The sequence below is a fragment of the Streptomyces sp. NPDC058052 genome (genome assembly GCF_042885515.1).
GTDB lineage: Bacteria > Actinomycetota > Actinomycetes > Streptomycetales > Streptomycetaceae > Streptomyces.
Genome location: NZ_JBHVRX010000044.1, coordinates 11,604 through 32,832, shown reverse-complemented (window position 1 = coordinate 32,832; position 21,229 = coordinate 11,604). Strand labels below are relative to the sequence as shown.

Below are 21,229 nucleotides of genomic sequence, written 5' to 3'. Positions count from 1 at the left end.
GGATCACCGGACCGGGTGGAGCGCGGGTCAGTCGGCCGTGACCCCGTAATGGTCGTAGTAGCCCAGGAAGGCGGCGATGGCAAGGCCGACGACGAGGAGGTCGACGGCGAGGCCAAAGAGGAAAATGCCCGCGCAGACGACGCTCCAGACCGACCTGTGCAGCAACGACTGGCAGGCCACCACGTTGCCGGGATTCTGCGGGTGGTAGGCGACCTGGATGACCTCGGCGTGCTTCTGGGCGTACACGGCACGACTCTGGCCGTGCATGTCCGTGTACGCGTAGTTCCCCGTCGTGCCGAACAGGTCGGTCATGTTCTCGTGCCGTACCGCCTCGACGGTGATGCCCTTCCGGGGCAGGTACCACTCGTCGCGTGCGATCTTCAGCCCCATGATGCCGAGCGTGGTGGCGGTCGCGCCCAAGGGGAGGATGACCAGTATCGGGAGCGCGATGATCGCCGGCGCCGCGATCCAGACGGCCACCGTGAGCACGACGGTCAGGAGGGCGACAGCCCCGACCCAGCGCCTGAGCACACGCGTCCCCCTGTCCTGCTGGGACTCGATGGCCTGCTGGGAATCGCTCAAGGAACGGACGGTGACGAGGGCCGAACCGTCGGCGGTCTCCCCGGCCTCGTCGGCGCACTCGGGCAGGGTCGCGTTGACCGCTTCGGCGAAGAACGAGGCCGCCGCCTCGCTCACGCCGTCGACGCGGTGAACGGCCGGGGTCGTCCCGGCCGGGGCGGTCAGCTCCACGGCGACCGTGCTCCCCTCTGCGCGGATCCGCCGAACGGCCCGGAGCGGAATCCGCGTCTCCACGTCCGTCCGGCTCAGTACCAGGTCGTCGCCTTCGGATCGGAGGACGGCTCCGCCCGAACCACGCAGGACGGGTATGGGTGAGGTGAGAGACATGGGCGTGATCGTAAGTGCTGGACGTTCTTGGCTCTACCTGATCAATTCAGAATGAGGTTCGCAGGCGTCACCAACACATGACGCTGCGGGCGAGTTGGAGCAGTGCGAGGTGGAGGTCGGCTCGCATCTGCACGGTCAGCCGAGCACTGACCCAGGTCCGGGCACCCGTCGAACGCGGGATGACGCGGATGAAGTCCTGGCGCACCTTTCGTCGGTCCCGTCCGAACCTCAACCGCATGACGTCGATCGCCGCAGCCGTCGTCACCCTGGCAAGGCAACGCTGAAAACCTGATGCCTCCGGCTGGTCCGCTGCCCCCAGGCAGGGGACCAGCCGCATGCGGCACACTTCAGCACCTGCCCGGCCCCGGTCGGGACCCGGTCACCAGCACGACCGCGGGTCTTGTACGTGCGCTGGTGAGTGCCGGTCCTCGCCCCTGCCCAGGCCGGTCCGGACCAGGAAGCCTGGGTCCGCTTCCCACGGCGGGGCAGCAATGTGCACCCTCTGGGTACCGGGGATACCCACCTCGACGAGGACCCCGTCGCGGAACATCCACAGGCCGAACAGGTCGTCGTCCTCGTCGTGGAGCATGACCTGCACGCAGGCGGGCTCGTTCCACGGCAGGGACTCCAGGTCCTTGAGTACCCCGCGGCGCCGGTTCCACCGCTCGAACTCGATGTGCCAACCCCCCACAAACCAGGGGATCTGCACGAAACAGCCGTGCCACGTGCGGGCCTCGTCCAGCCGCGTCAGCGGCTCCATCACCTCGTCCTCGTGTCGCGCCAACACGATGACCTGCGCCATTCTGCTCATGCCCACATGTCACACCGTGCCGGGTACCGAGGCAATCGATTTGGGACCCGGGCCGTCGGGGCTCCCCTCAAGGGTGTTGCAGAGGGCTCAGATCTGGTCATTCTCCCTATCCGGGTGGAGTGTTGCGGGCTGAGCCGGTGTGGGTGGAGACGTTCACGGGCTTGCGGGTGGATCGGTTCGCGAAGCTGGTGAAGGCAGTGAAGGAGCGGGGCGGGAACGACTCCGGTGGCGGAAGGCCGTGGTGTCTGCCCCTGCCGGGCCGGTGCGGCTGTTGGCCGTGTATTACCGCACCAACCTCACCATGCGGCAGCTCGCACCGCCGTTCGGGATCTCGCCCGCCCCGGTCTGCCGGGTCATCCAACGGCTCCGTCCGCTGCCGGCACTCGAGCGGGCTGCGCGGCCGGTGGCCGGTGGCCGGTGGCCGACACCGAACGGTTGTGGATCGTGGACGGCACCCTGATCCCGGTCCGCGACCGGAAGATCGGCGGCCTCGTCCCGCAACTACCGCTTCTCGGCGAACGTACAGGTCATCATCGACGCGGACACTCGCCTGGTGATCGCGGCGGCCCGGCCGGCGCGAGACCATATGGCCGACGCCCACGTGTGACGGGAGTCGGACCTGCCCGCCCTGGCGGCGAGCACGACGGTCATCGCGGACGGCGCCTGCCTCGGCACCGGCCTGATCGTCCGGCACCGCAGGAGATCCGGCCGTCCCCTCCTGCGCAGGCAGGAAGTAGGCAACGCTGGGCACCGACGCGCCGTGCCGGCGTCGAGCACACCTTCGCCCTGATGAAGAACTGGAAGATACTTCGCGACTGCCGCCGGAAAGGAGACGGCCTCCACCACGCGGGGTCCAGGCCGTCGCTGCCATGCGCAACGCCGCCATGACATGGTGAAACAACGCCCAGCGCCAGGTCGAGGTCGATACCAAGGGCCTGATCGTCTGGGACGTGAACGCCGGCTCCACCGTCTGCCGGGCCCATCAGCACCCCTCCGGGGCGGCGAAAAGGGGAATCCTCAGAAGCAATCGCCCGGCGGGGTCTTCGTCGAGCCTGCCGACCACGGACTCGGACGCTTCCGGGGCGGGCCGACCAGCAAGATCCACCTCGCGGTCCAGCAGGGGCGCGCCGGCCTGGCCGGCGCCGAGCACAAGCGGAGCCAGCTCGACGACCACGAACACCGCGGCCGCATGGTCGATCTGAGCATGCCCGGATTCGGGACGTCATCGGCCAGTCCGCCAGGGCCGGCACCGGCACCTGACAGCGCGCTCGGCCCTGCATGCACGGGTGGCACGTCGTGGCGGTGGCCGCCGGCTCGGACAGGCCAACACCAACAGTTTGGGCACGACAGCTGTCACGTGGCCGACGTGGCACTTTCGTCCCGGCCGACCTCTGGCCTGGAAAGGAAGACCCGGCGAGGCGCCCACGAAGAAGGTCCTGCAAAGAGGACCGCGTCCCGGCGGCGTAAATCCGCCTGAACGGCCACGTCAGGCGCGGGTCACGAGCAGCGCCGGCTGTCGACTGCTGCGCCGATCAGAGGGGCAGGCAGTTACCGCAGTGCGGTTGGGTGCACGTGCTTCCAAGCCTCGCGGATTTCATGGAGCAGCTCACGTTGCTCTTCGATCCAACCGCGGTTCACTTCCAGGCTGATGGTCACTCGTGTTGTCTGCTGGTCGGCGACCGTGACAGAGATCTGGTCCTGGTCGTCTTCCCTGTCCACGAGCTGGATGCCGATCTCGGCCACTCGGGCGTGCTCACGCCACACTGCGTCCCGGCCGGCCTCGACCTCGTCCAGCACGTGTTCCCAGGCTGCGAGGTCGTACGGTTCGACGTAGGTGCGAGTGACCCCGGCCACGAAGTCGTTGTGCACCATCAGCTCGCCGCTGGTGTCCGGGATGCCGGACGCTCCGGATTCGTCGAGTTCAATGGCCACGCTGCCGCCATACTTGCCAGTGATCCGAAGCAGAGTGAACTGCTCACGATCTTCCATGTCCCGCCCCAGGGTGTTGGCTTCCCAAGCCTTTTCGCCGTGCAGCGTACAGGTGCTGCGGTCGGGTGACGGCGTGGGGTCGCAGAAGCCGTCTTGGGCTCCGCCGGCTCAGCCTTTCATCCGCCGGCAGAAGCGCGATGCCGAGGACGGTGCCCCCATGTTGCTGTCCCGATCCCGCCACGCGTCTGTCCGTTCCCTGGAGCGGTCCGCCCGTCCCGGAGTCGACGCGGTCGCCTGGCACGTCGCGTGACGTCCGTCGTTTGCGGCTGGTGACAGCGATCTTGCCGACACCCCGTCACACATGTTCATCGTCGCTCACAGCCGCTGTCCCTCCGTCCGGATGCATGTCGAACGGTTACCTCGGTGCCTTCGGCCCCGTCAGGACGCGGTACTCGTGCAGATGTCCCGGCCATTTCCGAATCCGCGAGCAGGCATGTGCCTGTCGAGCGGGGGCACGGGCCTGCCCCTACAAAATCGTGCGAGCCCGGTGTTCGGGCGGACGTCGCGTGGGCTGACCGCCAGGGCCGGGCGCGCGGTGGCGCCCCGAGGTCGCGTAGAGCACCCGCCAGAGCGCCTCTCCTGCGGGTGCACCTCGCGCTGGGCGATCAGCTGGTGAACGGTCGGCTGAGCGGGCCGGGGTGGCAAAGTCCGGCACCGCCAGCCCCTCCTAGCGATGCTCCCGGCACTCTCTCGGCCGCCGCCCCCTGCCCGCAAGGCCAGGAAGACGCCGGGTGTCGGGGCGGGATTCGTCAGGACGTCCGAGCCGCAAGCAATTCTGCACCGACTGGTACGCGCCCCGAGCCCATTCCCTGCCACCCCACGCCCCATTCCCCCACCGCGACCGCCCCGCGCTCGCACCGTGGACACGGGGGGGGTGCACCTTCACACTGCGGGTCGATCCTGGCGAGCGTCCGGACGGGCCGGGCGGACCTGGCGGCCTGTCGAATGCCGGAGATGAGCCACCTGTTCACCGTACGCAGCTCACACGATATGGTCACTCGTTCATCACAAGAGATACACAAAGCGAGGAACAGTGAGCCAGCAATTTCCGGGGCAGCAACCGCCGTCCTACTCGCCAGCCCCAGGACCGTACGGCCCCTCGAAGAAGAAGCGTTCCACTGGGACCGTCGTCGCCATGGTGGCGGGTGGCTTGTTCCTCTTCCTCATCCTGCTCGGCGCGATAGCCGGCCCCGAGAAGCCAGAGGACGACAAGGCCGGCAAGTCCTCGGCCCCGGTCGCGAAGAGCACGCCCGCTGTATCACGCGATCCCGAGCCGACCACTCTGCCGACCACTCCCTCGGCCGATCCTCCGGCCACGACGTCCGCTCCCAGCAGTGCACCCGTACAGCCTGCCGCCGCCCAGCTGCCCAGCTTCGTCGGCATGGGCCTGCAGTCCGCGCAGGACAAGGCGCAAGAACTCGGCTACTACTACCTCTCCTCCCATGACGCGCTCGGCCGCGGACGCAACCAGGTCCTCGACCGGAACTGGAAAGTCTGCTCGCAGTCCCCTCAGCCCGGCCGACACCCCCACACCACCAAGATCGACTTTGGCACAGTCAAGCTGGAGGAGACCTGTCCTGCCGAGGACTCAGGAGGCGATGTCGCGGACGCCTCTTCCACGATGCCGAACTTCAGGGGCAAGTCGGTCAAGGTCGCGCGCGAGGCACTCGACCCTTCCACCAGCCTTACCGTCACGGATGTCTCCGGCGCAGATCGCATGATCCTCGTCGAGTCGAACTGGCAGGTCTGCTCCCAGGAACCAGCCTCCGGCACCACACTCAACGGCCAGCCCGTGACACTGCATGCCGTGAAGTTCGACGAGGGCTGCTAGACCATTCCTTTCATACTGGCCGAGTCGCAGCGCGGTTCGTGGCCTGGTCTGCGGGCTGAGGGATCACGGACCGAGTCTCGCGCCAACGGAAAGTGAATTCGGATCGCGCGGTAGGAGTATGTCTCGTCGGCCAAGACCACATCCGGTGTGGTCCTGAGCCAGCCGATCTACCGAGGCACCTGCAATTGGTTCATGACTTCCAGGAACGCGGGAACGCCACCGGCCTGGCTGGGCATGGGGCCGAACGCGAGCGTTCGGCAGCGGCTGTCCGCGGCGAGGTGGATCCTCGTTGGTCAGTCCGCCGTGGGAGCGTCCGAGAGCCTGATCGGCTGGCTCCTCGGCCGGGCCCCCCTTCGGGTGGGCACCGCCCCCGTGCGCTCGCTCGCGCCCAACGGCTACGGGCTCCACCACGCCGTCGGCAACGTGTGGGAATGGACGGCCGACCTCTTCGGGCCCGGCTCTTCCGCCCGGGCCCTGCGGGGCGGCTCTCACCTGTGCCACGCGTCGTACTGCAACCGCTACCGCTGCTCGGCCAGGACGGCCAACACCCCGGACTCCTCTACCGGCCATACCGGCTTCCGGGTCGCGGCCGATGTCCCGCTGTCACCACGCCGCCTCATGACCGCCTGAGACGAGCGCCGTGCGGACAGGGGAACGCCCGCAGGATCGTCTTGGCCTGTACGCGTGGCTCGGGACCCCTCCGCCGCCGGAATCGGTACGGCCGGCGAGCGGTGGGCAGGTTCGGCGGGGCGGGAAGGCGACTGGCGGGCGGCTGGAGGGCCGGAGGCTATTCCTCGCGTCGCGCAGCACGCAGCAGTCTCAGTTGGCCGACCTCGGCCGCGTTCTTCATCAGTTCGGCGTTCACCCAGGCCGACATGTCGGCCACGGTGCGCGTGGGATCGTCCTGCCACGGGAATCGGGCTGTGGCGTCGAGATCGGCATCGGTGAGGTCCTCCAGGACGGCCAGCCACTGCTCCCGGAGCTCTCGCAGCCACGCGACGCCGCTCTGGGCGTCGCCGCTCCACGTCACGTCGGTCCGAGGGCGCGGGGTGCGGCCGTTGGCGTGGTCGACCGCGGCGTCCCACCACCATCCGATGTGCCAGTGGAGCCAGCCGATGGTCGGAACGGGTACGGGTTCGGGCTCCACGTCGGCCCAGTCCGGAACCCACTCCCCACCGGGTGCTTGGCGCACGGTCCAGCAATGGGTGCCCGGCGGCTCCCACAAGAAGTCCTCCGGCTCCAGACGCTCGAGGTGGTACTCGAACAGAGACCAGGTCAGGTCGAACTGCCTGCGCAGCAGTTCACGTCGCACAGAACTCATCTCGCGACCGTGCCACATCGGCACGGGCACGCAAACCAATTTTGTGCCGCCCCGTTCTCCGGAGTCGCCCCGGTTCCCCATGCGGCGTCACGCAGCTCTCGCCTACGCGCTCGAAGAGCCCTTGCGTCCGGTCTCGGCGCCGTCGTCGCCGGTCGGACGGCGTCTCGCGCCTGCACCCTCACCGTCGCTCGGTTCCGGCCATGAGGTGCGCCGGGTCGTCCACCGCCCGCCGCCGGCGCCTCGTATCCGACGGGAGGAGCCGGCTCCGAGGGGGTGACGGCGGGAGGTAGGTCGTGTCCGAGGGTCGGTGGTCGCGTCCGGCGGGCGCGGCTGGGGCTCTCAACTGCGACGACCCCGTTCCGGTCATGGAGTCCGGCACGATCTACTGGTCCAGACCATTGACCTCGCGGCGATCCTCTCCCTAGCATCGGTGCCGTCACGGCGGCCGCCCCACGAGGGCTCCTGTTCCCCCGGACACCTCTCTCCCCCATGTCCGGAACCGTTCCTTTCAGGTACGCGCTTCCTTTCCGTGTGGCGCCCTCGGGGTTCGCCGCACGGCGCATCGAACAGGAGTCCATGTGGTGATCTCGGGCATCGAGAAGCCGGCCGGTTCCGGCGACGGGAACGCCGGGATGCTGTCCGTGGGACAGGAACGACTCTGGTTCCTCGACCAGTTGGAGCCGGGAGATCCGGCGTACAACATTCCGTACGTGCTGCGGCTCAGGGGTGCGCTCGACGCCGGGGCGCTGGCCCGGGCGCTCGACGGTGTCGTCGCTCGGCACGATGCGCTGCGCAGCCGGTTCCCCGCCGAGGACGGACGGCCGTCGGCGGTCGTGGACGCTCCTGGGCCCGTCCCCCTCGACCGGCGCGACCTGCGCGGCGGCACCGCGCGAGAAACCGCCGAGGCGCTGGCCTCGCTCACCAACGCGGGCTTCGACCTGGCCGCCGGTCCCCTCCTGAGGGCAGCGCTGCTTCGCACCGGCGACGACGAGCACCTGCTCTGTCTCGTGCTGCACCACATCGTCGCGGACGGCTGGTCGCTCGGGCTGATCCGGGCCGAACTCGCGGACCACTACGCGGCTTTCAAGGAGGGTTCCGCGCCCGCCCTGCCCTCCGTGCCCTCCTACCGTGCGCACGCCGCCGCCGAACGGGCCTGGCTGGAAGGTCCCGAGGCCGCCGACGCGCTGTCTTACTGGCGTGAACGCCTCAGCGGCGCGCCCCTGTTGGAGTTGCCCCTCGACCTTCCCCGGGCCGCCGCGCCGAGCAGTTCCGGCGCTTACCACACCCGGGTGATGCGCGGGATCGGACCGTTGCTCGACGCCTTCGCACGCGCGCACCGCGTCACACCGTTCATGATCCTTGCGACCACTTACGCGAGCGTGCTCCACCGGAGCACCGGCCAGGACGACTTCTGCGTCGGCGTCCCCACGGCCGCGCGCGACACCGTCGACAGCGAGCGGACGATCGGCTACTTCTCCTCAGCCCTCGTCCTGCGCGCCGACTTCGCGGGGGCCCCCACCTTCGCCGCGGCGCTGCGCAGGACCCGCTCCGACTGGATGCGGGCGCTCACCCACCGGCGCATCCCCTTCGAGCGCCTCGCCGAGGAACTGGGCACCGAGCGGGACGCGGGCCGCACGCCCGTCTTCCAGACCCTCCTCGCCGTCCACACCCACGAAGGCGGCGGACTCGGCGAGCATGCCTTCGCCGATCTGGCGTGCACGGAGACGGACGGCGGGCACACCGCGGCCAAGTTCGAACTCGGGCTGGACGTGCGGCCGGACGGGGCCGATCTCCACGCCGTCTTCGGCTACCGCACCGACCTGTTGCACGCGCGTACCGCCGCCGCTTTCGCGTCCCGCTTCGAGACCCTGCTCCGGGCCGCGCTCGCTGCCCCGGACACACCGGTTCACCTCTTGCCGCTCCTCGACGCGGACGAACTCCGGCTCCTCGCGGACGGGTCCCGCGGCCCCGGCCTCACCGCGCCGGCGGCCTCGACCGTGCTCCGGGCGGTCGATCTGGCGGCGAGGGAGCGGCCCGAGGCCCTCGCCGTCGTCGGGCCCGAGGAGAGCTTGACCCGCGGCGCGCTCGCCGGCGCCTCCCGGGCGCTCGCCGCCCGGATGGCCGCGCGCGGCGTCACCCGCGGCGACCTGGTCGCGCTCTGCCTCCCCCGGGGACCGGGGGCCGTCGTCGCCATGCTCGCCGCCTGGCGCCTCGGCGCGGGATACCTCCCGCTCGACCCCTCGTACCCCGCCTCCCGGATCGCTTTCATGCTCGCCGACAGCGGCGCCGCGCTGCTCGTCACCCCCGACGGGACCCTGCCCGAGGGCCTCCCCGGCGGGCTCCCGCTCCTGTCCCTGCTTCCCGACCCGGCGGAGCCGGCAGCCGGCGCGCCGGCGGAGCCGCCCGCCGAAGCCGGCCCCGACGACCCGGCGTACCTCATCTACACCTCGGGGTCGACGGGGACGCCCAAGGGCGTGCTCGTGCCGCACCGGGCGCTCGCCGCACGGGTCGCCTGGATGCGCGAGGGGTACGGCCTGACCGGCGACGACCGCGTCCTGCAGTACGCGACGCTCTCCTTCGACACCAGCGCCGAGGAGCTGTTCCCCGCGCTGGCGGCGGGTGCCGTCCTCGTCACCGCCCGGCCCGACGCCACGCTCCCCGACGAACTGGCCGAGCCCTACGCCGCCGGCGTCACCGTGCTCGATCTGCCCACGCCCTACTGGCACCACCTCGTCGCCGACCTGGACGAGACGCCCTGGCCGGACCGGCTGCGCCTCCTGATCCTGGGCGCCGACCAGGTCCAGCCGCACGCCGTGGCCGCCTGGCGGGCCCGGTTCGGCGACCGGGTGCGGCTGATCAACTCGTACGGCCCCACCGAGACGACGATCATCGCGACCACGGCCGTCCTCGGCGACGCGGACGGTGCCGCGCGTCCGCCGATCGGGCGTCCGATCGGCGCGACCACCGTCGCGGTCCTCGACCGGCACGGCGGACCGGTGCCTCCCGGGACCCCGGGGGAGCTCGTCATCGGCGGTGCCGGAGTCACCGACGGCTACCTGGGCCGGCCCGGCGCGACCGCCCGTGCCTTCGTCCCCGACCCGGACGGACCGCCGGGCGCCCGCCGCTACCGGACCGGCGACCTCGTGCGGCGGCGGACAGACGGTGCGCTGGAGTTCCTCGGGCGCATCGACGACCAGGTCAAGGTGCGGGGCTACCGGGTGGAGCCCGGGGAGGTGGAGGCCGCGCTCCTCGCCCTGCCGGGCGTCGCCCGGGCCGCGGTGACCGCGCGCGGGGACGTCCTCGTCGCCCACGTCGTCCCCCCGCAGGGCTCTCCCGCGCCCGACACGGAGTCCCTGCGCCGCGGACTCGCCGCGGTGCTGCCGCCGCACGCGGTCCCCCACGCCTTCGTCCTCCTCGACGCGCTGCCGCTCACCCCGAACGGAAAGCTCGACCGCGCCGCGCTGCCCGCACCCGGCACCGGGACCGCGCCCCGATCCACACACGTGCCGCCGCGCACGGACGCCGAGCGGCTCGTCGCCGACGTCTGGGGGGAGGTCCTCGGGGTCGACGCGGTCGGCGCGCACGACGACTTCTTCGCCCTGGGCGGGCACTCCCTGCTCGCCACCCGGGTCGTCGCCCGCGTACGCGCCGCTGTCGACCTCGCCGTCCCCCTCCGCGCGCTCTTCACCCATCGCACGGTGGCCGCCTTCGCCGAGGCCGTCGAAGCCGCCCTGGCCGCCGAGATCGACACCCTGTCCGAGGCCGCCGCCGTCGAACTCCTGGCTGCCCAGGACGCCCTGGAAGGAAGCCGACCGACGTCATGAGCACCGCCGACACCACCACCCCGGCCGCCCCGCCCCCGCACCCCGGGGCCGGACCCGCGACCGCCCGCGTCGCCGACCCCGTGCCGGCGCCCGCCCCGTCCGCCGGCACCACGGCTCCGGCCGGGCCGCCCCCGGCGGCCGACCCCGCCCCGCCCGCCCTCTCCGACGCCAAGCGCGAGCTGCTCCGGCGGCGGCTGGCGGCACGGGCGAAGCCCCGGGCGGTCATCCCCCGCCGGACACCGGGAACGCCCGTCCCGCTCTCCTTCGCGCAGGAGCGCCTGTGGTTCATGGAGCAGTTCGCGCCCGGGACCTCCGCGTACAACATCCCCGTCGTGCGGCGGCTGCGCGGCGCTCTGGACACCGATGCCCTCCGGGCCGCGCTCGACGCGAGCGTCGCCCGCCACGAGACGCTGCGCTCCCGCTACCCGGCGACCGAGGACGGGCGTCCGCTGCTCGTCGTCGACCCGCCGGGGCCGGCCGCCTTCACCCTGGTGGAGGCGGCAGGCGAGGCGGACGCCGAGCGGATCGTGGACGAGGCCGCCGCGGTCCCCTTCGACCTGGAGCAGGGGCCGCTGTTCCGGTCGCTGCTGGTGCGGCTCGCCGACGACGACCACGTCCTGCTGCTGCTCGTCCATCACAGCGTGAGCGACGGCTGGTCGAGCGAGGTGCTCCTCGGGGAGGTGCTGCGGAGCTACGCCGCGCGGGTGGCCGGCGTACCGGATCCCCTCCCGGAGCTCGTGGTGCAGTACGGCGACTTCGCGCTGTGGCAGCGCGAGCGCCTGAGCGGTGAGCGGCTCGCCGCCGAACTCGCGCACTGGGGGCGCGAGCTCGGCGCGGTCGAGCCGCTGGAGCTGGCGTTCTCGCGGCCCCGGCCACCCCGGCAGTCCTTCGAGGGCGCCGGATACGCCTTCTCCGTGGACCGGCCTCTCCTCGACCGGCTGGCCGCCCTCGGCGACCGGCACGACGCCACCACCCACATGGTTCTCCTGGCCGCCTTCCAGGTCCTGCTGTCCCGGTACGGCGGGCGCCGTGACTTCGCGGTCGGCTCACCCGTCGCCGGCCGACCCGAGCCCGAACTGGAGCCTCTGGTGGGCATGTTCGTCAACGTGCTCGCGCTGTCCGCGCGTCTCGACGGCGATCCTTCCTTCTCCGAGCTCGTCCGCCGCACCCGTGAGACGTGTCTCGACGCGTACGCCCATCAGGAGCTGCCCTTCGCCCAGCTGGTCAGCGAGTTGAACGTGCCCCGGGACGTCTCGCGGCCCCCGGTCTTCCAGGCCGTCCTCGCCGTGCAGAACTACGCCGTCCAACGCGACGACACCGGCCTCCAACTGCCTGTGGAGGTCGAACCGTTCGGCATCCGGGCGAGCGGCACCCGGTTCGACCTCGAACTCTTCCTCCAGGAGTGGCCGGACGGCCTGTACGGCTCCTTCAACTACAACACGGACCTGTTCGCCGAGGAGGACATCGCCCGCCTCGCCGGCCACCTCGGCCGGCTGCTCGACGCCGCGGCCGCCGAACCCGACGTGCCCCTCTCCGGCCTCGACACCCTCACCGACGAGGAGCGGACGTTCGAGACCGAGCGGTTCAACGACACCGCGGTCGACCGACCCGCCACCACCCTGACCGACCTGTTCACCGAGCAGGCAGCCCGCACGCCGGACGCCGTGGCGGTGGCCGTCGAGGAAGGGCCGGCCCTGACGTACCGCGCCCTGGACGCCCTGGCCGAGCGGATCGCGGCCCGCCTCGCCTCGGAGGGCGTCGGCCCCGGCGACCTGGTCGCCGTCAGCGCCGAGCGCTCCCCGGAGCTCGTCGCCGGGCTCCTCGGGGTGCTGCGCACCGGTGCCGCGTACACCCCCCTCGAACCGGACTACCCGGCCGAGCGCCTGGCCTTCCTGCTCGCCGACAGCGACGCCCCGGTGCTGCTCACCCAGCGCGGGCTCGCCACCCCCGACGGCTGCACCGCCCGCGTCCTGCTCCTCGACGATCCCTCCGAGTGGCCGCGAGCCCGCACCGTGCCCGCCGGTCCGCGGCCGGACGACATCGCGTACCTCATCTACACGTCCGGCTCGACCGGCCGCCCCAAGGGCGTGCCCAACACCCACCGGGCCATCGCCAACCGCCTCCAGTGGATGCAGGACGCCTACCGGCTGGAGCCCGAGGACGCCGTCCTCCAGAAGACCCCGGCCGGCTTCGACGTCTCGGTCTGGGAGTTCTTCTGGCCCCTCGTCACCGGCGCCCGGATCGTGCTCGCCAAGCCCGGCGGACAGAAGGACAGCGGCTACCTGCGCGACCTCATCGTCTCCGCCGGCGTCACCGTCGCCCACTTCGTGCCGGCGATGCTCACCACCTTCCTGACCGAGGAGGGGGTGGAGCGCTGCACCGGCCTGCGGCGCGTGGTGTGCAGCGGGGAGGCGCTGCCTCCCGACACCGCCCGGGAGCTGACCGCGCGGCTTCCCGGCCTGGCCCTGGCCAATCTGTACGGACCCACCGAGGCCGCGGTGGACGTCTCCGCCTGGGAGTGCGCCGGGCCCATGGAGACCGTCCCGATCGGCCTCCCCATCGACAACACGCGGCTGTACGTGCTCGACGAGCGGCTGCGCCCGGTGCCGCCGGGTGCTCCCGGGGAGCTCCACATCGGCGGGACCGCCGTCGCCCTCGGCTACCACAGGCGCCCGGGCCTGACCGCCTCCCGCTTCGTCCCCGACCCCTACGGCCCGCCCGGGTCGCGGCTGTACCGCACCGGGGATCTGGCACGGCGGCGCCCGGACGGCACGCTCGAACACCTCGGCAGGATCGACCAGCAGATCAAGCTCCGCGGCCTGCGGATCGAGCCCGGCGAGACCGAGGCCGCGCTGCGTTCCCTGCCCGGCATCGCCGAAGCCGCCGTCGTGCTGCGCGAGGACCGGCCCGGCGACAAGCGCCTCGTCGGCTACCTCGTGGCCACCGCCGGCGCCGGCGAACCGGATCCCTCCGCCCTGCGCGCCACGCTGCGCAGGAGCCTGCCCGACCACCAGGTGCCGACCGCGTTCACCGTCGTTCCCGCGCTGCCGCTCACGCCCAACGGCAAGCTGGACCGGCGGGCCCTGCCGGTGCCGACCGTCCACCGCGCGGCCGGTGCCGCCGAGCCGGAGACGCCGGCCGAGGTCGTCCTCGCCGAGATCTGGGCGGACGTCCTGGGACTGCCCCGGGTGGGCGCCGACGAGAGCTTCTTCGACCTCGGCGGCCACTCCCTGCTCGCCACTCAGGTCGTGGCCAGAGCCCGCAAGCGGCTCACGGAGGCCGGGGCCCGGCCGATCAGCGTGATGGACCTGTTCACCCACCGCACGGTCCGCGAACTCGCCGCCGTCGCCGCTCGGGACGAGCGGGAGCTCGGCCCGCGGTCCCTGCTCCACCGGCTCACCCGGGCGGTCCCCGCCGAGCGGCGGCGGCTCACCCTCGTCTGCGTCCCGTACGGGGGCGGCAGCGCCGTCGTGTACCAGCCCGTCGCCGACGCGCTGCCGGCCGACACCGAGCTGTGGGCCGTCGCCATCCCCGGGCACGACCTCGGCGTGACCGAGGAGCGGCTCTCCTTCGACGACCTCGCCGAGGGCATCGCGTCGGAGGTCCGGGAACGGGTGGAGGGCCCCGTCGTGGTCTACGGGCACTGCGCCGTGGGCACGGCCCTGGCCGTCGCCGTCGCGCGGTCCCTGGAGGCGTCCGGCCGGGAGCTGGAGGGCGTGTACGCCGGGGCCCAGTACCCCTTCGCGAAGCCTCGCAGCCGCGTCCTCACCGCCCTCGGGAAGATCGCCTCGCTCGAACCCCTCGTCGGCGACCGCACGTACGCCAACTGGCTGACCGGCATGGGCGTCGACACGTCCGAGCTGGACGAGGAGCAGGTGCGGTTCGTCATCGGCAACATGCGCCGCGACACGCGGGCCGCGGAGGACTGGTTCACCCGGGTCATCGCGGAGGTGGCCGACGGCGCGCCCCGGCTGCGCGCACCGCTCGTCTCCCTCGTCGGCGACCGGGACCCGGCCGCCGACTTCTACCAGGAGCGTTACCGGGAGTGGCTGCTGCTGGCCGAACGGTCCGCCGTGGCCGTGCTGGACGAGGGCGGGCACTTCTTCATCACCTACCGGGCCGCCGAGGTCGCGCAGGCCGTCACGAGCGTCCACCGTGCCGTCCTGGACGGCACGACCGGCGCGCTGCCCGCGGCGGATCCGGAGAACTCCTGGTGGTTCCACGGCGAGACCGGACCCGTCGTCGCCGGCACCGCACCGGCGGCCGCCGGGCCCGGCGCCACGGAAGCCGCCCCTGGCACCACCGTTCCCGGGCCCGAGAGCGCCCCGCCCGCCGGAACCGGCGGCGACCCGGCCCACGGCCTCGCGCCGGACGACGGACCGCAACCCGGGATGGGGCGTTTCCTGCTGGTGGCGGGCGGCCAGCTCGCGTCCATCATCGGCTCCGCGCTCACCGAGTTCGCCCTGCCGATCTGGATCCTGCTGGAGACCGGGTCCATGGCCCGGTACGCGCTGTACGCCGTCGTCGCCATGCTCCCCGGCATCCTCGTCGGCCCGCTCGCCGGAGCGCTCGTCGACCGGATGGACCGGCGCAAGGTCATGCTCATGGGCGACGTCGCGGCCGGCGCCACCCAGGCCGGGCTGCTCGTTCTGCTCCTGACCGGCCAGCTGCGGTCGTGGGAGGTGTACGTCCTGCTCGGCGTGCTCTCTGTCTCCCTGACCTTCCAGCGGCTCGCCTACGCCTCGGCCGTGCCGCAGCTCGTACCCAAGCGCTACCTGGGCCACGCCAACGGCATCGTCCAGCTCGCCTTCGGCACGGCGCAGTTCGTCGTGCCGCTGGCCGCCGTCGCGCTGATGGCGGCGATCGGACTGCGCGGCATCCTCGTCATCGACGTGATCAGTTACGCCGTGGCCATCGGTGTCCTGCTCATGGTCCGCTTCCCGCGCACCCTGCCCTGGACCCGGCGCGAGTCCCTCGTCGCGGAGATCCGCAACGGCTTCGCCCACGCGTGGCGGCACCGCGGCTTCCGCTCCATGCTCCTCTGGTTCGCCGGGCTCAACGTCTTCCTCTCGCCGCTCTTCCTCCTCACCACCCCGCTGGTCCTCGCCTTCGACGACCTCGGCGGAGCGGCCCGGGTCGCGGTCGCGGGCGGCGCCGGCGCGCTCCTGGGCGGTGTGGCCATGGGCTTCTGGGGCGGGCCGCGCCGCCACCGGCTGCGCGGCATGCTCGCCCTCGCCGGGCTCCTGGCCCTGGCCGGCGCCGTCACGGGGCTGCGCGCGAACCTGTGGGTGGTCGCCCTCGGCGCCTTCGGCATGTCCTTCGCCCTCGCCCTCGTCAACGGGATCTACGCGACGATCGTCCAGACCAAGGTGGCGCAGCGGTTCCACGGGCGGGTGTTCGCTCTCAACACGCTGGTCGCCTGGTCCACGCTGCCACTGGGCCACGGCGTCGTCGCCCCGCTCGGCTCCGCGTTCTTCGGGCCGCTGATGGAGCCGGGCGGCGCCCTCGCCCCGGTCTTCGGGCCGCTCATCGGCACCGGTCCCGGCCGCGGCATCGCCCTGATGTACGTGCTGTTCGGGCTGGCGATGGCGGGCCTGGTCGCCCTCGGGCTCAGGCTCCCCTCGCTGGCCCGCTTCGACCGTGACGTCCCCGACGCGGAGCCGGACGACCTGGTGGGCCTGCGGGAGCGGGCCCGGGCCGCCGCGGACCGCCGCGCGCGGACCGATGCCGGAGAGCGCGTCCCCGCCGGCCGACGGGCGAAGGCGGGTGCCCCGTGACCGGCCGCCGTCCCGGGCCCGGCCGCTCCCCCGTGGCCCCTCCCCCGGCCCCGCCCGCGACCCTGCCGGCGCTTCTCGCCCACCGGGCCGCCGCGCACGGGGACCGTACGGCCGTCGTCAACGGGCCCGCCCGGCTCGGCTTCGCCGCCTGGCAGGACCGCAGCGGTGCCCTGGCCTCCGCCCTGCGCGCGGCCGGGCTCACCGACGGGGACCGGGTCGGACTGTGGTTCGGCACGGAGCGGTGGACGGAGTACGCGGTGGCGTTCCTCGCCGTCCTGCGGGCCGGCGGCGTCGCCGTACCACTCTCCGACCGGACGTCGCCGGCCGGTCTGGGACACGCTCTGGCGGACTCGGGGGCGCGCCTCCTCGTCCACGCGGGCCCCGGACTGCCGCCGGGTACGCCGCCGGGCGTGCGGGGACTCACCGAGGCGGACGCGGCCGGACACCCTGCCGACCCGGGCCTGCCCGAGCCCGACCCGGACGCCCCGGCACAGATCCTGTACACCTCCGGCACGACCGGGGCCCCCAAGGGCGTCGTGGCCGCGCACGCGAACCTGGTGCACGGCTGCACGCGCGACGAACGGCGCCGGCCGCTCCGCCACTCCCGTACCTTCCTGCACGCCTTCCCCGTCGGCAGCAACGCGGGCCAGACGATGCTCGTCAACGCGCTGAACGCGCACGCGGCCTGCGTCACCGCACCGCAGTTCACTCCGGCACGCTTCCTGCGGGCGATCACCGAGCACGGCGCCGGCAGCGTCTTCGTGGTCCCCGCCATGGCGATCGAGCTCCTCGGGTCGCCCGCCCTCACGGCGGCCGCCGAGGCCGGCGGCCTCGGCACCGTCCGTCTCGTCGGCTCGACGGCGGCGGCCCTGCCGCAGCAGGTGGCGCTCGGTCTGAGCCGGGCCTTCGCCCCGGCCCAGATCGTCAACTACTACACGTCGACGGAGGCCGCCCCCGCCCAGGTCACGCTGCTGTTCGACCCGGCCCGACCCCAGTCGCCCGGCCGGCCGGCGTCCCTGGCCGACCTGCGCGTCACCGACGGCGCGGGCCGCCCGCTGCCGGCCGGCGAGCCCGGCGAGCTGTGGCTCCGCTCCCCCGCCGCCCCGCGCGCCTATCTGGGGGACGGAGACGACGGCGTGTTCCACGGCGGCTGGACCCGGATGGGCGACCTCGGCCGGATCGACGGCGACGGCTTCCTGCACCTCCTCGACCGTGAACGCGACGTCGTCAAGTCCGGCGCCCACAAGGTCTCCACCCTTCAGGTCGAGAACGCCCTGCACGCCCACCCGGACGTCGTGGACGCCGCCGCCGTCGGCGTCCCGCACCCCGTCCTCGGAAGCGTCGTGGCCGCCGCCGTCGTCCCCCGCGGCACGGACCCGGTGGGCAGCGGCGGAGACCGCGACGGTCTGAACGCCACCGCCCTGCGGGGCTTCCTCCTCGACCTGCTGTCCGTCCATGAGCTCCCCGCCACCGTCCTCTTCCTCGACTCGCTCCCCCGCAACGAGGGCGGCAAGGTCCTCAAGCGGGAGCTGCGCCGGATCCTCACCCACGACCCCCGCGAGGCCACCCCATGACCCAGCTCAGCCCGGCCCAGCACGGCATCTGGCTCACCGAGCGCACGCTCGACACCGGCGGCGCCTACCACCTGGCCGTCACGCTCGACCTCGCCGGCCCGCTCGACGGCGAGGCCCTCGACCGCGCCTGCCGGACGGTGACGGCCCACCACCCGGCGCTCACGAGCCGGCCCGGACCGGACGGCTCCGTCCACCCCTGCGAGGTCCCGGCCCCGCGCCGTGCCGACTGCGCGCCCGAGGAACTGGACGCGGTCCTGGCCCGGGAGCGCGCGGCGCCGTTCGACGCCGAGGACGGCCCTCTGTGCCGCTTCACGCTGTTCCGCACGGCTCCCGAGCGCCACGTCCTCCTGGTGACCGCCCATCACCTCGTCCTCGACGGGGAGTCCAAGGACCGGCTGGTCGCCGACCTCGCCGCCGCCTATCGAAGCGATCCCCTGCCGCCCACGGCCGGGGCCCCGGCGGGCGCGCCCGCGCCGGAGGCGCTCGCCGCCGCCCGCGTGTACTGGGAGGAACGCGGGTACGCGCCGGGCACGCCCGTCCTGCCCGGTCTCGTGCCGCCGGCGGACGGCGGTCTGGTGGCCGCGCCCGGCGCCGAGGTGCCGTTCCGGCTCGACGCCGGGCGCTGCGCCGCGCTCGCGGAGGCCGCCCGGAAGCTCGGCGTCACCCGCTTCGAACTCCTCCTCTCCGCCTGGCACGCGCTCCTCGTCCGGTACGGGGATCCCGCCCCCGCGACGGCGGTCGAGCTGTCCCTGCGGATGCCGGGCGCGCCGGTGGGCATCGGGCTCGCCGTCAACGAACTCCCGCTGCGCGTCGCCACCGTCGAGGGCCGGGATCCGCTCCGTCTGCCGTTCGAGGACTGGGTGCGCTCGGTACGGGCCGAGCTGCGCGCGCTGTACCCGCACCGGTCCGTCCCCCTCGGGCAGACCGTCCGCGGCCTCGCCCCCCGGACGGCGCTCACCCCGCTGTCGGTCAGCTACCGGCGCCGCCCCGCCGCGCCCGCTCCGGACTTCGGGGCCGTGACCGCCGGGGTGCGCTGGATCGGCTTCCCCGGCGCGGTCCGCAACCTCCTCCACCTCCAGCTCGTGGACGGCGGCGACGAGATCCACGGCAGCGCGCAGTACCGGACCGCGCCGCCGTTCGGGCACGCGCCCGGGGAGGGCGGCACGGACCCGGACCGCACCGCCGCGGCCGGCCCCGGTGCGGGCCGTGCCGGGTGCCTGACCGCCGACGTGGTCCGCCGGATCGTCGGCCACTGGACGCGGCTGCTCGACGGGGCCCTCGCCGACCTCACCACCCCGCTCGGGGACCTGCCCCTGCTCGACGAGGACGAACTGCGCGATCAGCTCGCCGCTGCCGCGCCACGCCCGGATCTGGCCGCGCGCACCGTGCCGGCGCTGCTCGCCGCCCAGGCGGAGAAGCGGCCGGACGAGGTCGCCGTCGTCGCGGACGGCGAGCACGTCACGTATGCCGAACTGGCCCGCCGGGTCGCACACGCGGCGGCCGCGCTCGCCCGGCACGGCGCCGGACCCGGCACCCTCGTGGGCATCGGGCTGCCGCGGGGCCTCGACCAACTCGTCGCCGTCCTCGGCACGCTGGCCGCCGGGGCCGCCCACCTGCCGCTCGACCCCGCCTACCCGGCGGAGCGGCTCGCCTTCGTCCGTGCGGACGCCGCCCTCTCCCTCCGCGTCACCCACGCCCCGGAGGACGCCGGCGACCTCACCCCGGCGGACCTCGCCCCGCCGGCCGGCGCCGCCGTGCCGTCCCTCCCGCTCCCCGATCCGTCCCTTCCCGCTTACGTGCTCTACACCTCGGGCTCCACCGGCCTGCCCAAGGGCGTCGAGGTGCCGCACTCCGCCCTCGCCAACGTCCTCGGCAGCCTCGCCGAGCGCCTCGGCTCCCGGCCGGAGGACCGCTGGCTGGGCCTGACCTCACTGTCGTTCGACATCTCCGCCGTCGAGCTGCTGCTGCCCCTGACGACCGGCGGACGCGTCGTCCTCGTCCCCGAGAACGCCCACCGCGACGGGCCCGCGCTGCTCGATCTGATCCGCCGCGAGGGCGTCACCCACGTGCAGGCCACGCCCAGCGGCTGGCGGCTGCTCCTCGACGCCGGTCTCGACGGCACCCTCCCCGTCCGCACCGCGCTCACCGGCGGCGAGGCGCTGCCCGCGCCGCTCGCCGCCCGGCTGACCGCCGCGGCCGAGCGGCTGGTCAACGTCTACGGCCCCACCGAGACCACCATCTGGTCCACGCTCGCGGAGCCCGCCCTCACCCCGGAGGGATCCGTCTCCCTCGGCTCCCCGCTCGCCAACACCCGTGTGCAGGTGCTCGACTCCGGCGCCAGGCCGGTGCCCTACGGGGTCGTCGGCGAGCTGTACCTGGGCGGTGCCGGGGTCGCGCACGGCTACCGGGGGCGGCCGGGCCTCACCGCCACCCGCTTCCTGCCCGACCCGTACGGACCTCCCGGCAGCCGCATGTACCGCACCGGCGATCTGGTCCGGCGCGGCGCCGGCGGAGCCCTGGAGTTCCTCGGCCGCTCGGACAGCCAGGTGAAGCTGCGGGGCCACCGGATCGAGCTGGGCGAGATCGAGGCCCGGCTGGCCCGGCATCCCGCGGTCGCCCAGGCGGCCGCGGTCCTGCACGGCCCGGAGACCGACCGCCGCCTGACCGCCTACGTCGTCCCGTCCGGCGCCGTACCGCACGCCGACGCGCTGCGTGCCTTCCTCGCCGGCTCCCTCCCCGCGGCCGTGCTCCCGGCGGCGTACGTCGTCCTCGACGCCTTCCCGCTGACGCCCAACGGCAAGCTGGACCGCGCCGCCCTGCCGGAGCCGGAGACCGTCCGCCCCGAGCCGGTCGCCGCACCACCGGCGGACGAGGCGCTCGATCCGATCGGCGCCGCCGTGCTGGCCATCTGGCGCGAGGTGCTGGAACTCGACGACCTCACACCGGACGAGGACCTCTTCGACCTGGGCGGCCACTCGCTGATCATCACGGCCATCGCCGCCCGGATCCACGAGCGCCTCGGCGCCGTCGTCCCGCTGGACGTCTTCTTCGACACACCCACCGCACGCGACGTCGCCGACGTCGTCCGTGCCCTGCGCGAGGAGGCGCTCGATCCGATCGGCGCCGCCGTGCTGGCCATCTGGCGCGAGGTGCTGGAACTCGACGACCTCACACCGGACGAGGACCTCTTCGACCT

The 21,229-nt window shown here is 73.3% G+C and carries 11 protein-coding genes and 2 pseudogenes; 8 read left to right on the top strand and 5 right to left on the bottom strand.

What is annotated here, in order from left to right; genetic code table 11:
- Nucleotides 1-27: 27 nt before the first annotated feature.
- Complete coding sequence (locus tag ACFVU3_RS36240; RefSeq protein WP_390073039.1) at nucleotides 28-906, bottom strand: hypothetical protein; 879 nt, start codon at nucleotides 904-906, stop codon at nucleotides 28-30.
- Between the two features lie 131 nt (nucleotides 907-1,037).
- Here ACFVU3_RS36240 and ACFVU3_RS36235 point away from each other — a divergent pair.
- Nucleotides 1,038-1,190: pseudogene (locus ACFVU3_RS36235) on the top strand (IS5/IS1182 family transposase); the annotation flags it as partial.
- Between the two features lie 95 nt (nucleotides 1,191-1,285).
- Here ACFVU3_RS36235 and ACFVU3_RS36230 read toward each other — a convergent pair.
- Nucleotides 1,286-1,717 carry a hypothetical protein gene (locus ACFVU3_RS36230; RefSeq protein ID WP_390073038.1) on the bottom strand — a complete coding sequence of 144 codons (432 nt, stop codon included), beginning with the start codon at nucleotides 1,715-1,717 and terminating at the stop codon, nucleotides 1,286-1,288.
- 119 nt (nucleotides 1,718-1,836) lie between these two features.
- Between ACFVU3_RS36230 and ACFVU3_RS36225 the strand changes: the two are divergent.
- A pseudogene (locus ACFVU3_RS36225) lies at nucleotides 1,837-2,613 on the top strand (transposase).
- Between the two features lie 86 nt (nucleotides 2,614-2,699).
- Here the strand turns inward: ACFVU3_RS36225 and ACFVU3_RS36220 are convergent.
- A complete protein-coding gene (locus tag ACFVU3_RS36220) occupies nucleotides 2,700-2,897 on the bottom strand; it encodes a hypothetical protein (RefSeq protein ID WP_390073037.1) in 198 nt (65 codons plus the stop codon).
- Nucleotides 2,898-3,265: 368 nt separating this feature from the next.
- The gene (locus ACFVU3_RS36215) at nucleotides 3,266-3,706 is read right to left on the bottom strand and encodes a DUF5959 family protein (RefSeq protein ID WP_390073036.1); all 441 of its coding nucleotides are present in this window, start codon (nucleotides 3,704-3,706) and stop codon (nucleotides 3,266-3,268) included.
- A gap of 1,150 nt (nucleotides 3,707-4,856) precedes the next feature.
- Between ACFVU3_RS36215 and ACFVU3_RS36210 the strand changes: the two genes are divergently transcribed.
- Nucleotides 4,857-5,537 (top strand): hypothetical protein, encoded by a 681-nt coding sequence (locus ACFVU3_RS36210; RefSeq protein WP_390073035.1) that lies wholly within the window; start codon nucleotides 4,857-4,859, stop codon nucleotides 5,535-5,537.
- 192 nt (nucleotides 5,538-5,729) lie between these two features.
- Nucleotides 5,730-6,167 (top strand): formylglycine-generating enzyme family protein, encoded by a 438-nt coding sequence (locus ACFVU3_RS36205; protein ID WP_390073034.1) that lies wholly within the window; start codon nucleotides 5,730-5,732, stop codon nucleotides 6,165-6,167.
- A gap of 157 nt (nucleotides 6,168-6,324) precedes the next feature.
- On the opposite strand, the gene ACFVU3_RS36200 is transcribed toward ACFVU3_RS36205, so the two are convergent.
- A complete protein-coding gene (locus ACFVU3_RS36200) occupies nucleotides 6,325-6,858 on the bottom strand; it encodes a DinB family protein (protein WP_390073033.1) in 534 nt (177 codons plus the stop codon).
- Nucleotides 6,859-7,490: 632 nt separating this feature from the next.
- On the opposite strand from ACFVU3_RS36200, the gene ACFVU3_RS36195 reads away from it, so the two are divergent.
- The 4 genes from ACFVU3_RS36195 to ACFVU3_RS36180 all read left to right on the top strand — a co-directional run.
- Nucleotides 7,491-10,682 (top strand): amino acid adenylation domain-containing protein, encoded by a 3,192-nt coding sequence (locus ACFVU3_RS36195; protein WP_390073059.1) that lies wholly within the window; start codon nucleotides 7,491-7,493, stop codon nucleotides 10,680-10,682.
- Nucleotides 10,679-16,459, top strand: a complete 5,781-nt coding sequence (locus tag ACFVU3_RS36190; RefSeq protein WP_390073032.1) for an amino acid adenylation domain-containing protein — start codon at nucleotides 10,679-10,681, stop codon at nucleotides 16,457-16,459. Before ACFVU3_RS36195 ends, ACFVU3_RS36190 begins: the two co-directional genes overlap by 4 nt.
- Nucleotides 16,456-18,033 (top strand): class I adenylate-forming enzyme family protein, encoded by a 1,578-nt coding sequence (locus ACFVU3_RS36185; RefSeq protein ID WP_390073031.1) that lies wholly within the window; start codon nucleotides 16,456-16,458, stop codon nucleotides 18,031-18,033. The genes ACFVU3_RS36190 and ACFVU3_RS36185 overlap by 4 nt, the downstream gene beginning before the upstream one ends.
- The coding region (locus ACFVU3_RS36180; RefSeq protein ID WP_390073030.1) for an amino acid adenylation domain-containing protein at nucleotides 18,030-21,229 on the top strand (3,200 nt) is incomplete at its 3' end. The genes ACFVU3_RS36185 and ACFVU3_RS36180, both read left to right, overlap by 4 nt.